Below are 14,364 nucleotides of genomic sequence, written 5' to 3' on the forward strand. Positions count from 1 at the left end.
TGACGTCGAATGTTAGTCTAAAACTTTTAATGTGAAAAGCAATACTTGAGCTCACAATTAGCTAGGTGAATAAGTAAAATAAGTTGTGATTTTCAAAGTTTCAGAACATAATTAATTATTCATTTTAATTTAAGCTTAGTTTTTAATTTAATTTTTTATTGACAAGCTTAAGTTCCGATTTAATTTCATCCACAGAATTTTAACACCAATATATTACAAACCTAAGGATATCACATCATGTCTAGCAAACCAAAAAACACTGGTGGACCATTAGTCATCGCATTCTCCGCAGTACTAGCCGTCATGCTTTTTGTAGGCTTTAAAGGCCTCGCAAAAACTGCAAAAGAAAGTTATTCAGAAAAGCAAACAGCTATTACTCAAGCTCAAAACCAACAATCTGAAAAGATCAAATCACGTGCAGAAAAATCAAAAGCTGCTATAGCCCAAAAACAAGAAGCTAAAGCACAAGCCGCTTCACCGGTAGCCAATGCTAATGTTGACATCGGCAAAGCTAAGTATGCTCTCTGCGCAACTTGTCACGGCCAAAACGGCGAAGGCATGGCCGCTCTAAAATCACCTGCTTTAGCTGGTCAAACTGCCGACTATATCATTCGTCAGTTACAAAACTTCAAGCACGGAGTTCGTGGTGCTGACCCTGCGAAAGATATGGCTGGCGCTCAAATGGCTCCCATGGCAAAAATGCTTTCTGACGATGACATGAAAAATATCGCCGCCTATGTTGGCACATTAACTGGTAAAGCTGTTCACACTTTAACAGGCGATGCTGCTGCAGGTAAAGCTAAATACGCTCTGTGTGCAACTTGTCACGGTCCAAATGCTGAAGGTATGCCTGCCATGAAATCCCCTGGCTTAACCAACCTTCCTGATTACTACGTAGTATCACAGCTCAAAAACTTCAAAAGTGGCGTTCGTGGTTCAGACCCATCAAAAGACATGCATGGCTCTATGATGGCGCCAATGGCAAAAATGCTTTCTGAAGAAGACATGAAAAACTTAGCGGCTTATATCAAGACTTTAGCTAAGTAGTTTTTTACAGACCATTCTTTGAGGAGCACTTTAGGTGCTCCTTTTTTTTTAAAAAAAACACCGCCCCAAAGGTAACAAATGAACAAGCTTTTCTGGATTGACATGGAAATGACTGGTTTAGATCCAGATGAAAATCGTATTCTTGAAATAGCTATACTCATCACTGACCACAAACTTGATATCATCGACCGCTTCCACGCCGTCATTCGCACACCTAAAGCTATCCTGGACGGCATGGATGAGTGGAATACTCGAACACACACATCTAATGGTTTAGTCAAAGAAGCCGTAAATGGCCGTTTTATTCAAGAAGTAGAAATTGATCTTTTAAATCTCGCGGATAAACACTTTGCCAATAAACAAATTTTTCTCTGTGGAAGTTCACTGAGCCTTGACCGTATGTTCATTGAAAAATTCATGCCCAGCTTCGCCAAGAAACTTCATTATAGAATTGTTGATGTTTCATCTTGGAAAGCTATTTTTCAAACATTCCTCGATTTGCGATTCCATAAACAAGATGCTCATCGTGCAATGAATGATATCGAAGAGTCCCTCCGCGAACTCAAATTATATTTATCATATATAGATTCCGATAAACTACCCGAAGTCCTTAACTTGAACTTATGAAACTACTCCCCTGTCTTCACGGAACTTTCACCTACTACGACGTGTCATGGAAAAAAAACCTTGAAAACTTCGGCATAACAAAGGACGCTCCTTGGACCACAGTTCAAGCGGGAACACAGGTCAGCCGAAGTAAGCGCGTCAATTGTTTTTTGTTAGAAAAAAATAACAACAAAGCCTTCTATAAAACCTACCAACTCCACGATAAATTTTGGGAATTCTTCTTTCGTCCGTCTAAATGCCTTACTGAGGTTCGTAATTACGTTATTATGGGAGAGATTGGCATACCTTGCCCCAAAGTCCTTGCCTATGGTGAACGCAGACAACTCGGAAGCCTTCATGAAAACTTCATTGTCACTAGTGCCGTTGAAGATGCTAAAGACCTCAGTGACTTCGGTGAGGAATGGCACGCAATGGGCGATCTAGATAAAAAAAATAGCATCTTTAAAGAAATATCAAAAGAAGTGCTCAAACAAACACGACTAGCTCATGATAATAATTTTTTCCATTTTGACCTACACTGGAGAAACATCTTAATTAAACAAGATAAAAACGGCAATTGGACATCCTTTTGGATCGATAGCCCGCGCGGTAGAAAAATGAATATCAATCCTCAACGCGGGCGCATAGTTGACCTTTCCTGCCTAGCTCGTCTTGCCGTATACTACCTCACAAAAACACAACGTTACCGTTTTATATGCGATTACCTCCAAGTTAAGGGAGGGCCACAAGCAAAACAACTTTTCAGAGATGTGGCGAAACGTTTATCAAGACGCCCCCCTCCACCACCAAAACACGTGAGAAATTCATAGTTTTTTAAGGTATTGCTGAGCTCTAGGACTTTAACTTATTTTGCATGGCTGAAACTTAAGAGCATGGGAACTTATATACTTAGAAGAACACTGCTCATGATCCCCACTTTTTTGGTGATCACAATCCTCGTGTATTTTCTCTGTCGTAGCGTTCCGGGCGGCCCCATAGAGCGAGCCAAAGAACGTATAATGATGGCCAACCTTCAAGAAGGTGCCAAATCATCAAATGCTTACAACGACCAACTCGACAAATTTGCCACTGGCGAACTCTCTCCAGAAGACAAAGCTGCCCTCATGGCTCAGTACAACATTAGCGATAACGCTTGGGCGGACTACTTCTCTTGGCTAGGCCGAACGCTAAGTGGTGATCTCGGCATGTCAGCCACTTATAACGAACCCGTTTCTGAGCTCATTATCAACCGCATGCCCATCTCTATTTTCTATGGCGTGATATCGATGTTTTTTATCTATGGGATCTGTGTTCCCCTTGGAGTTATAAAAGCTTTAAAAAATGAAAGTTTTGTCGACAACCTCTCTTCATTTTTCGTCTTTGTGGCCTACGCCATTCCCGGCTATGCTTTTGGAGCAATTCTACTTGTTTACTTTGCGGGACAGTGGCAATGGTTCCCTCTCGGCGGATTCGTTTCGGATAATTTTGATTCCTTGAGTTTCACAGCTAAAATCTACGACCTCATACATCACGCAGCCCTCCCTATGAGTTGCTACCTCATCGGATCTTTCGCCTTCATGACCATGCTCGTCAAAAACACCATGCTAGACAACCTCTCCTACGACTATATTCGAACAGCTTTAGCCAAAGGCGTCCCCTACAAGAAGGCTGTTTTTCGCCATGCCTTAGACAATAGCCTCGTTCCTCTAGCTACGCATTTTGGCAATAGTATATCACTCATTATTAGTGGTTCTTTTCTCATCGAAAAAGTCTTTAATATTGAAGGCCTCGGCTTATTGGGCTTTAATTCTTTAGAAAATCGCGATTTTGAAGTCGTCATGGGGATTCTCGCAATCTCATGCCTCCTACAAATGATCGGCAACTTACTTTCCGATATCTGTGTCGCATACGTAGACCCAAGAGTGAAGTTTGACTAATGAACCCTATTAACCAACAGCGCTGGCAACGATTCCGCAATAACCGCATGGCTCTTATTAGCTTACAGTTTTTTATTGGCCTCACCTTAATCTCACTTTGCTCAGAATTGTTCTTTAACGACAAAGCACTTGCCGTTAAATACAATGGAGAGCTCCATTTCCCTTTCCTACAAAGTGCGATCCCCGCTAAAAACTTCGGCCTTGAGAACCAAAGTGAAGCCAACTATTTGGAACTGCAAAAATCATTTAGAGCCAAACCCGAAGATGGCAATTGGGTCATCATGCCTTTTGTCCCTTTTCACTACAGAAGCATTGACAAAATTGACCGAGAACCCATCGACAAAAAACTCAAAGAAACCGAATTAGAGTACAATAATAAAATTGTGAAACTCGCAAATAACTCGACTACACAAAAAGAAACGATTTATTCCTTAAAACTCGAACGTAACAAAGCGCTTGGTGAGATAGACAAGAACAAATACCATCCTCTACCTCCCGATTTACCTTCTCGACATTTTTTGGGAACCGATGATACGGGAAGAGACATCTTAGCACAGCTGAGTTACGGCTATCGCATTGCCATACTTTTTGCACTCATGCTCTTAATCGTCAACTACGTCATTGGAGTCGCTGTAGGCTGCGCCATGGGCTACTTAGGATCTTGGTACGACCTCATCATGCAACGTATCATTGAAGTACTCTCAAACATTCCCTTCCTTTACATTATCATCATCATTGCAGCGGTTTTAAGAGCACAAGGCTTTACCATGGGCTTCTGGGCGATGATAGGGATCTATGCCTCTTTTGGATGGATGGGACTCACTTGGTACATGAGAACGGCCACACTTAAAGAGAAAGCTCGTGAATACGTTCTCGCCGCCCGCGCATGTGGAGCCTCCAAAACACGTATCGTTTTTAAGCACATTATACCTAATGTTATCTCCTTGCTCGTAACTTTTGCTCCCTTTTCAATTTCTGGTTCCATTATTGGTTTAACTTCACTTGATTTCCTCGGCTATGGACTTCCTAAAGACTATCCCAGCTGGGGAGGCTTGATAAAAGTTGGCACTGATAATATTCAATCTCCTTGGATTGTCACCTCTATTGTTGTTGCCATGGTCCTCGTTTTATTCCTCATCAATGCCATTGGCGAGGGCATCCGCCAAGCTTACGACCCAAAAAAGATCTCCCATTACGAATGAAAAAATATTTAACAGTTGTTCTCACTTTATTCTTTGCGTCTGTACTGACTATCATTGTTCTGGCATCGCGTAAAGAGACTTTTATGCGTGAAGTCCGTGCAATTGATCATTCTCTAAGTAAACCAACACCCTTTCCAATAACAAAAGAACAATGGCCTGCAGACTTAGAATGGCACGATGGAAGTGAACAAAAAACCTTCAGTGATCCTCAAGCCACAAAAGGGGGCACTTGGGAAGCCTATATGCAATCTTTCCCCCCTAATTTTCGCCAAGTTGGCCCTGAGTCAAACTCGGGATTCCGAGGCTTGATGGATGATAATGACATTGACCTTGTGGAAATTCATCCCGTAACCAATAAACTCATGCCTGGGATTGCAAAACGATGGGCGGTAACCAAAGACCGTACAAAAATATTTTTTGAAATCGACCCTGATGCGACTTGGGATGATGGAGTCCCCATTACAGTAGACGACTTTATTTTTCGCTTAAAAGCTATGCGTAGTCCCGGTGTTGTTGCTCCCTGGTACAATCAATATTATTCAACCATGCTAGTTGATATACTCAAATTCAGTGATCACCGCATGGCTGTTGTACTGCCTTCTGCCATGGCTGACACAGTCCTCAAAGGAACCATCCCTCCCCTTCCCTACCATTTCTATGGTGAACTTCGCGAGATCCGTAAAACTTACCCCGCTAATCGTGCCCTGTCTTACCTCAAACGTGATGGCAAAGAAGTCCCAACAGAACTCACTCAATTACTTGAGGAACACAATAAGGCATTAGAAACCCTCGCAAAAGACGAAAAACCACCCAAAGAACCCACTTACGAAATTACTGTTGAAGATGTTCAGCCCGACTGGGTCAACACCTACAACTGGAAAATCCAACCGAGAACTGGCCCTTACAATATCTACTCCTACATCAAGGGCAAAGAAGTCGTCTTTAAACGCAATGAAAACTGGTGGGCAAAGGACAAGAAATTTTATAAACATCGTTATAATGTTGACTACATCCGTTATACAGTTATCAGAGACAACAACTTAGCTTTTGAGAAATTCAAACTTGGAGAGCTCGATCAATTTGGCTTGATACTACCAAATTACTGGCATTCTAAGGCCAAATACATGGACCCAGTCGACATGGGCTACATGCAAAAAATCTGGTTCTACACTCAACAGCCCCAAGGCTCTTCACAAATTAATTTCAACCTAGACAAAGCCAAACTTAAGGACATCAACCTTCGTCTTGGAATCATCTACTCCCTCAACATTCAAAACATGATTGACACTGTTCTTTACGGTGATTACGAGCGTTCAGAAACTTTTAACGAAGGCTATGGCGATTATAGCAACCCTAACATCAAAGCTCGGCGCTTCAATCCGAAAAAAGCAGTTGAGTATTTTGAAAAAGCGGGTTATAGCAAAATTGGCCGAGACGGTATCCGTGTAAACGAGAAAGGCGAAAGACTCAGCTTTAAGATCCTCTACGCCGCCCCTCATCATACGCAACGAATTTTAGCTCTACAAAATGAAGCTCGTAAACTCGGACTCCATTTGGCACTTGATAACTTTGATAGTACCGCAGTATTCAAAGCCATGCTTTCTAATGAACATGAAATCGCTTGGAATGGCTGGGGAGCCGGATTTCGCCCCAAATACCGAAGTCAATTCCACAAAGAAAATGCTCATAAAAACCAACGGAACAACCTTTCTAATTTAGACGATGATCAAGTCAGCGAAATGATTGATAAATACCGCTTTGCCTTAGATTCAGAAACTCGAATCAAACTGGCTCACCAAATAGAAGAACGCCTCTTTGAACTTGCCGCTACCATCCCTACCTACAAAGTCCCTTATTTCCGCCAAGCCGCCTGGCGTTGGGTCAAATATCCCGATTTCATTGCTACTCCCTCGAATGAAATGCTTATGGATAAATATGGGACTTTTTGGATTGATCCAAAAATGAAAAAAGAACTTTTAGAAAAGATGAAAAAGAAAGAAATCATCTACGATATCCCAGCTATCATCAAAGATGAACGATATCGCGGAGGCAAAAATGCTCAGCATTAAGAACTTGACTACCACCTTTGAAATCGATGATTGCACGGTAACTGCTGTGGATGGACTTTCTTTTGACCTTCCCCAAGGGAGTACTTTAGGTATTGTAGGCGAATCGGGCTCGGGCAAAAGCGTGAGTGCGCTCTCTATCCTACGTCTCCTCCCTAAACCCATGGGAAAAAGTTCCGGCGAGGTATTGCTAGATGGAGAAAACCTCCTGAATCTACCTGCTGATGACATGCTAAAAATTCGAGGTAATAAAATCTCGATGATTTTCCAAGAACCCATGACGGCTCTCAACCCTGTACACAGTGTTGGCAAACAGCTTATGGAAACATTTTTTCTTCACTTCCCAGCCATGTCGAAAAATGTTGCGTGGGATCGATCCGTAGAAATGCTTACCAAAGTAGGCATCCCCGCACCAGAAAAGCGCATGCACGAATACCCTCATCAACTTTCCGGGGGAATGCGGCAAAGAGTCATGATTGCCATTGCACTTTCTTGCGAACCAGACATTCTCATCGCCGATGAGCCGACCACTGCCTTAGATGTCACGGTTCAAGACCAAATTCTCGAATTGATGAAAGAGCTTCAGAAAAAGAATAATATGTCGATCATCTTTATTACTCACGACCTAGGTGTAGTCGCAGAAAACTGTGATCGAGTCCTCGTCATGTACGCGGGGCGAATGGTGGAACACAGCACAGTGAAAGAACTTTTTGCGAAACCCGCACACGCTTACACCAAAGCGCTCCTCAAGTCCTTGCCACAGCTCAACTCAGTGAGAAAAACTCCACTCGAAACTATTCAAGGACTTGTCCCCTCTTTAAAAGAACTTAAAGATGGCTGCCGCTTTGGTCCTCGTTCTGGTTTTGAGCACTCGGAAGAATCACTCAATCAGCGTCCCGAAATAAGAGAAATTGCGCCCGATCATCTGATCGAATGGTGCCCCGACTGCCAAAAAGCGATGGGAGAAGATCAAGATGCTTGATGTAAAAAACCTCAAAATGCATTTCCCTGTTTACGGAGGGATTTTACGTCGTCAAGTGGCTAGTGTCTTTGCCGTAGATGGGGTCGACATCCGTGTTCAAGCGGGTGAAACACTTGGTCTCGTAGGTGAATCTGGATGTGGAAAAAGCACCCTTGGTCGTGCCATCTTACAGCTTTACAAAAACACTGCTGGCTCAGTAAATTTTGATGGTAAAGAATTGACGGATATGTCGGTCACGCAACTTCGCGATGTTCGCAAAGACCTCCAAGTCATCCTCCAAGATCCCGGCGAATCTCTTAACTCTCGCCACACTGTCGGCAGAATTATTGAGGAGCCCCTAGAAATTCATAATATCGGTAAAGATGCCAAGGAACGAAAGCTACGCGTTCTTCAACTTCTCGATAAAGTGGGTTTACAAGAAGACGCCTACCATCGCTACCCTCACGAATTCTCGGGTGGTCAACGTCAGCGCATTAGTATTGCCCGTGCCATTGCACTGGAGCCAAAGCTGATCATTTGCGACGAAGCCGTTTCCGCTTTAGATGTGTCCATTCAATCTCAAGTACTCAACTTGCTTATGGACCTACAAAAAGAAATGAATTTAGCCTATATCTTTATTTCTCACGACCTCTCTGTGGTGCGTCATGTCTCTGACCGAATTGCTGTCATGTACTTAGGGAAAATTGTAGAAAGTGCTCAGACGGATGATTTATTCGAGATCGCACGCCACCCCTATACTCAAGCTCTCATCTCGTCCATCCCTCAAGCCGACCCTAATCGTAAGAAAACGGCAAAAGCCCTTCAAGGTGACGTTCCTTCACCTCTCAGTCCTCCTTTAGGCTGTCATTTTCACACGCGTTGCCCACATGCCACTGAAAAATGTAAATCACAAAGGCCAAAGCTGATTAATTATAGCTCTTCAGAAAATGAGCATCTCGTTTCCTGCCACCTCTTGGAAGACTAAAAAATTAGTTCAAAAGTCGCAGTAATTCATCAGCCGACATCTTTGCTGATTGATTTTGATTGCCTAGCATAAAGTCGGCCAACTCTCTCTTACTTTCATGGAGTTTAAGAATTTTTTCTTCGATCGTTCCCTCACTAATCAGTCGGTAAACCGTCACAGCTTTTTCTTGGCCTATACGGTGAGCACGATCAGTGGCTTGATCCTCAACAGCAGGATTCCACCAAGGATCGAGATGAATAACATAGTTAGCCGCGGTTAAATTAAGACCAAAGCCCCCTGCTTTGAGACTAATGAGAAAAACAGAACTCTTTCCTACTTGGAATTTCTTCACCAATTGTGGACGTTTTTTTGCAGGCGTACTTCCATCCAAGCGTAAAAAATCGACATCCTCTTCAGCCAAAGCTTTTTCGACTAAATCGAGGAAACTCGTGAACTGAGAGAAAACTAAAGCTCTATGCCCAGCTTCTTTTAACTCTTTCACTAACTCGATAAAACGCTTAAGTTTTGCACTTTGATCACTAAATTGCTTATCTAACAAAGAAGGACTACAGGCCGCTTGACGTAGACGTGTTATTTCTTCAAGTATAAAGAACTTATCATTGCGATCACCGCCGCGTTTACCCAAACGATCAGAGGCACGGGCTCGCAGGCCATTATACACACCTCGTTCATCGGGGCTTAGCGGAATTCGCAAATTAATTTCAGTCCGCTCGGGAAGATCTTTCAAAACGTCTTTTTTAAGTCGACGTAAAATAAATGGCTGTACGCGGCGACGTAAGCGCTCGCCTAAACCATTAATTGCCTGACTCACTCCAGCAGAATTAATTTCTTTGCCAAAGCTCGTCTGACTTCCAAGATAACCTGGATTGAGAAAATCAAATAAAGCCCAAATCTCCCCAGGATGATTTTCAACTGGTGTACCCGTGGTGGCAATTTTGAACTTACTTTCTAAAGACCGAGCCGCTTTTGAACGACCACTTTGCGGATTTTTGATCGCCTGAGCTTCATCGAGTACAATGCCATTCCATTGACGTTTCGAAATCAGTTCCACATCACGTTGCAACATAGTGTATGAACAGACCAACAAATCATTTTCATCTAAGCTTTCCATTGCGGATTCCGCAAAAGTGGAATCATAGATCTGAACTTTCAACATCGGAGCAAATCGCTGCACTTCCTCTTGCCAATTACCACACACAGATGTCGGAGCCACGACTAAACTAGGCCCTAAATGAGCGCGCGCCGATAAGACCGCCAATGCCTGAACTGTTTTACCTAAACCCATATCATCAGCCAAGCAAGCTCCCGCTCCCCATTCAGCCATACGGCTCAACCATTGAAAGCCTTCTTCTTGGTAAGACCGTAATTCGGCTTTAAAATTTTTGGGAAAGATAAAATGACGACTAAAAATTTTTCGCAGTTTACTGACATCCGCATCCCAATTTTGGGGTAAAAATTTATCTTCAACCCCCGCTAATGCTCGAGCCATCTCACTCTGCCTTAACTTTGGAAAACCCAAGGCTCCGTGATATTCCCCGAGGTTCGCCTGCATTACCTGAATCTGTTCTTGCAATTGTTGACTCAACTTGATGAAGCGCTGATCACTCAACTTCACGTACGAACCTTCTTTAGATAAATTGGCGAATAATTCTGAGAAGTGCAAAGCATCACCATCAAACTCGGCTTTACCGTACAAGTTAAACCAATCGGCATCTTTCTCAATTTTAACGGTTAATCGTCCTTTGGACTGTTTAACCGACCAAGCTTTTTTAGGCCAAAAAATATCAAAATCTTGTTGATGCAAGGCCATTAAGAAATCTAAAGCCATTTGTTGATCATAAAGGGCTAAAAAACCATCTTCTTCGAGTACTGGCAATCCATCAACTAGGGACAAAGCTTCTCTCAGCTTCTTTCTTTCTGCATCTATGTCACGCACACATTGTTTGCCATCCTTCCATATCACCACTGGACCTTCTCCTGGGACAAACTCAGGTGTACCCGACCCAAAAACAGGAACTCGCAAACGAAAGTTTACACCCTCATCTTCATCCATTGGTTCTGCGACTATGCGAATATCGCTATGGGATTCACTGAGGTGGGCTTTTGATTCTGCCTCATCCCGCCAATTGCTCATCACTGGCATGCTTTGACTAATCTGAGGTAATAAAGCTCTTATGCGAGCACCTTGAGTCTTTGGAATCTTCAAGCCTTCATCTCCCAGCTTCTCTTGGACTTCTGATAAGCTTTCAGGAAAACGGTAGTAAATGTATTTATAGGGGCCTGAACGTTTAATAATCACATTGCGCTTATATTCATCAGGGAGATCTAAGATAAAAAAGTTCTCGCTTTCATCTAAGCAAACCCCACCCTCTTCTATCTCTATACTCACTGCTTTATCTAAGTCATAGCTATCAAATAACAGAGGGTGTCTTGAAACCAATTCGAGGACTTCATTTCCCGTCCATTCAATATAGTTTCCACTCTGATAAACTATATTAGAGAGGATCTGCTTATCTAATTCACTGAGATAACTTTTGTGCTGCAATTTATCAAATGCAATTTGCTTACCTTTCAGCCACGCTGACCTGCCTCTTTTCTGCTCAAATGGACGTAAATCCCACCCCGCTTCATTTAGAGTAAAGCGCCATACAACTCTCTTTTGTTCGTCATTAGAAAAGAACTTCTCTATGAATTCGAGGCCAGACTCCCACTCTTCTTTCACTTCGATAAAAGAGGCGAAACTCGGGAAACAAAGGCGCTTATTTAAGTCCTGTAATTGTACTTCATTTATTTTAGCATTTGCTAAACTCAATAATGACAACCACTCGCGATAAAGCACGACATCTTCTCTATCTGCCTCAGCAAGATATACACAGTTCTCTAGTTCAGAATCCGAAAGTTTTCGCTTCTCCATAAAAAGTCTTAAAGCTTTATAAAAAGTAATTTCGCTACCCTGAAGAGTAATTTCTTTAAAAGGCGGTAACTGACCTGTTTCACGATATTCATTCACATGCATCAAAGCTTTTTTATGAGAATTATTTAATTGCCTCCCATCTAAGGATTTGCGATCTCCGCGCAGGCCACTCAAACTCAAGCAGCGTAGATAAATTTCATCAATCGCGTTAGGGAACTGAGTCCATTTATCTAGCTTAATTTTTGCGAAACGCGCAAAAACTCTAGAAGCTTCTCGATAATTCGCTCGAAAAAAGTGATCGAAAGCATCGACTAATTCTCGCCCCAATTCACCTTGCCAACTATTCACTAAGTCTCTTAAACGAACAAAATCTTGAGTCTTCAAAGCTTTTGCTAAATGGTAGACTTGGTTTAAACTTGATGATTGTTCCAGCCATTCATTAAAATCCTGCTCATACTCACGTTCCATTGGCCCAGTAAAAAATTCATCGGCTAATAATTCATACCAAAAGTTTTCTATAAACTGTGGATTGATTTTTGAAGTATAGGAAAACCCTTCACATTGCGGTTTAATGAGTGTTTTAGAATAAAACTTGACGCCTTTTTTCATTTCGTCAGGATTCTTGCCCGACAAGTAAAAGAAGCGTAAGTAAATCCTTTTCTCCGCTAAGTCCCAAGAACGAATCATCGCTAATTGAGGTCCAATGAAATCTTGATAGAATTTATCTAACTGCCCCTCATCAGACATTTCCAATAAGACTTCTACTTGAAATGAACTTGAGAAATTATTAGAAAAGGAAAACACATCAATTTCGAATTCACGCAAACTTTTGATTTCATCTTTAATAACGCCGGTAGTTAAGGGTAAACCTCCATCAATTTGCGCATCTCGCAATACTTTAGCGACTTGAAAAGGCGAAAAATACTGAGGACATGTAGCAAATATTTTAACTATATAAACTTGTAACTGACTCAGTTGAGTTTTATAGATCAACCACTTTTCACCAAGCGGTTTCATTTTTTCTCGGAACGCAACTTGGTCAAATGATCGACCATGGCATCATGCACTTGTCGCAAGTGACCCCTCATGGCAGTGGTAATCGTTAGGTAACGTTTATTTTCTGAACCCAAATCTTCAATGAGCCCGAGAGCTATGTTTAAATTTTGCAAAGCGCGCTTTCCTGCAGAAATAAATGAAGCAGGCAATTCATATTGACCGTCAGATAAGGCTCCTTGGTAATACGCAAGAGCTCGCCCTAGATGAAAAATAATTTTTACCCCGTAAGCACGATCATGCTCAATTAATAAGGTCGAAAAAATATTGCACCAACCGATGGAGACTTGCCGCAATAATAAATAAGATTTATCTCTTTCATAAAAATAAGCTGGCGTGTTCATTTCTATTGGATCAAAAGGTTCACTTTCGATCTCAAAATCAAAGTCATCCTCGTCCATTCCGGGAAGTTGAAATTCCTTGAGCTGGTCCATAATATGCTCATCAGCACCTGAAACCTCACCATAATCTTTGAAGAGCGCCATATATTTATGGGCGTACAAATCGGATTGGCGCATAACTTGCTCCCAATCAAACTCATCCCATTCATCGTTAGGTTCCATTTTATCCATTTATAAATCTCTCTTGTAAAATGAAAAACTTGTTGGATTGCAGTGTTTGGTTTTTAATTTCTTCCAATTTTCTGACTCAAGTTTACTTCTCGTCATATGTTCTAAAACGACAAATGTTTCTTCATGCCCTGCTTTTAAAATTTCATCACTCCTCAAAAGCTCACATGCGAGTTCACTATCCTCTCCATAGGGGGGGTCAGAAATTAGGACATCTATCTCAGAGTTGATTTGAGCTAAAGCCTGACGCCAATCTTGACATACGAATTCAACCTCACCGCAGTCGCCTGACATTGATTTTTTGACTTTCTCAAAATTGCTCTCAATGATTTTCATCGTTCTAAAATCATTTTCTATAAAATAGACTTTTGATGCACCACGAGATAAGGCTTCTAAACCCAAGGCTCCAGACCCCGCAAAAACATCGGCTACCACATCACCTTCAAGGCAACCTATTATATTAAATAAAGTCTCTTTCAAACGATCTGTAGTGGGACGTGTAGCAGGATTATCTCCTGCTTCCAATTGAATACCACGAGCCGCGCCACCAATAATACGCATTAAATCTTGGTCCTATCAGTTATGTAATTCAAGTCATCACATTGCGGACAACGCGACATCGTTTCATAACGAGAAATAAGATATATGTGTGAACAGTTCTTACAGCGGCATAATCGCTCCATCGATAAATCTGATTTTGGCTTTGCCCGTTTAAGCTCATTATATAACCACAAGCCAGATAAGAGCGCTAAAATCAGCACACAATAAATCAGTAACATGTCTTCTGCGTTTATTTGAAACATTCATCTCTCTCTAAAATTCTTGCAATATGCCTTGAGTTTAGACTCTGACAAGTGAGGCTTTGCAGACTCCGCTCATTCTTATCGAGCTTCAATCTTAGATAACTCACCATAAAACGTAAAACAAGAGCTTCATTATCGTTAAAAATCTATAAAATCACACTCTCATACCGCTCTATCCTTAGTGAAAATTTGATTTTTTATACATAAAGTGCTAAACTCAG

The 14,364-nt window shown here is 41.8% G+C and carries 11 protein-coding genes; 8 read left to right on the top strand and 3 right to left on the bottom strand.

What is annotated here, in order from left to right:
- The first annotated feature begins 237 nt into the window (after nt 1–237).
- The 8 genes from LNTAR_RS12850 to LNTAR_RS12885 all read left to right on the top strand — a co-directional run bounded on the left by LNTAR_RS12850 (nt 238) and on the right by LNTAR_RS12885 (nt 8,804).
- Entirely contained in the window at nt 238–1,047 is an 810-nt protein-coding gene (locus LNTAR_RS12850) for a c-type cytochrome (protein WP_007279140.1), read from the top strand.
- Between the two features lie 78 nt (nt 1,048–1,125).
- Nucleotides 1,126–1,674, top strand: coding sequence for an oligoribonuclease (gene orn / locus LNTAR_RS12855; protein ID WP_007279141.1), 549 nt, complete (start codon nt 1,126–1,128; stop codon nt 1,672–1,674).
- Nucleotides 1,671–2,483, top strand: a complete 813-nt coding sequence (locus tag LNTAR_RS25740; protein WP_007279142.1) for a lipopolysaccharide kinase InaA family protein — start codon at nt 1,671–1,673, stop codon at nt 2,481–2,483. The genes orn and LNTAR_RS25740 overlap by 4 nt, the downstream gene beginning before the upstream one ends.
- A 63-nt stretch (nt 2,484–2,546) precedes the next feature.
- Nucleotides 2,547–3,590: an ABC transporter permease gene (locus LNTAR_RS12865; protein WP_040914851.1), complete on the top strand. Its 1,044-nt coding sequence runs from the start codon at nt 2,547–2,549 to the stop codon at nt 3,588–3,590.
- Nucleotides 3,590–4,792: an ABC transporter permease subunit gene (locus LNTAR_RS12870; RefSeq protein WP_007279144.1), complete on the top strand. Its 1,203-nt coding sequence runs from the start codon at nt 3,590–3,592 to the stop codon at nt 4,790–4,792. Before LNTAR_RS12865 ends, LNTAR_RS12870 begins: the two co-directional genes overlap by 1 nt.
- A complete protein-coding gene (locus tag LNTAR_RS25745; RefSeq protein ID WP_007279145.1) occupies nt 4,789–6,861 on the top strand; it encodes an extracellular solute-binding protein in 2,073 nt (690 codons plus the stop codon). Before LNTAR_RS12870 ends, LNTAR_RS25745 begins: the two co-directional genes overlap by 4 nt.
- On the top strand, nt 6,848–7,840 hold the full coding sequence (locus tag LNTAR_RS12880; RefSeq protein ID WP_007279146.1) for an ABC transporter ATP-binding protein: 993 nt from the start codon (nt 6,848–6,850) through the stop codon (nt 7,838–7,840). Before LNTAR_RS25745 ends, LNTAR_RS12880 begins: the two co-directional genes overlap by 14 nt.
- Nucleotides 7,833–8,804 (top strand): ABC transporter ATP-binding protein, encoded by a 972-nt coding sequence (locus LNTAR_RS12885; protein WP_007279147.1) that lies wholly within the window; start codon nt 7,833–7,835, stop codon nt 8,802–8,804. Before LNTAR_RS12880 ends, LNTAR_RS12885 begins: the two co-directional genes overlap by 8 nt.
- A gap of 4 nt (nt 8,805–8,808) precedes the next feature.
- Here LNTAR_RS12885 and LNTAR_RS12890 read toward each other — a convergent pair whose 3' ends face one another.
- From LNTAR_RS12890 to rsmD, 3 genes are read right to left on the bottom strand one after another with little or no spacing between them, the layout of a single operon-like run.
- Complete coding sequence (locus LNTAR_RS12890; RefSeq protein WP_007279148.1) at nt 8,809–12,735, bottom strand: DEAD/DEAH box helicase; 3,927 nt, start codon at nt 12,733–12,735, stop codon at nt 8,809–8,811.
- Entirely contained in the window at nt 12,732–13,343 is a 612-nt protein-coding gene (locus tag LNTAR_RS12895) for a hypothetical protein (RefSeq protein ID WP_007279149.1), read from the bottom strand. The genes LNTAR_RS12890 and LNTAR_RS12895 overlap by 4 nt, the downstream gene beginning before the upstream one ends.
- Nucleotides 13,344–13,901 carry a 16S rRNA (guanine(966)-N(2))-methyltransferase RsmD gene (gene rsmD, locus LNTAR_RS12900; protein ID WP_007279150.1) on the bottom strand — a complete coding sequence of 186 codons (558 nt, stop codon included), beginning with the start codon at nt 13,899–13,901 and terminating at the stop codon, nt 13,344–13,346. It lies immediately after the preceding gene.
- Nucleotides 13,902–14,364 lie beyond the last annotated feature (463 nt).

It is taken from the genome of Lentisphaera araneosa HTCC2155, assembly GCF_000170755.1.
Lineage (GTDB): Bacteria > Verrucomicrobiota > Lentisphaeria > Lentisphaerales > Lentisphaeraceae > Lentisphaera > Lentisphaera araneosa.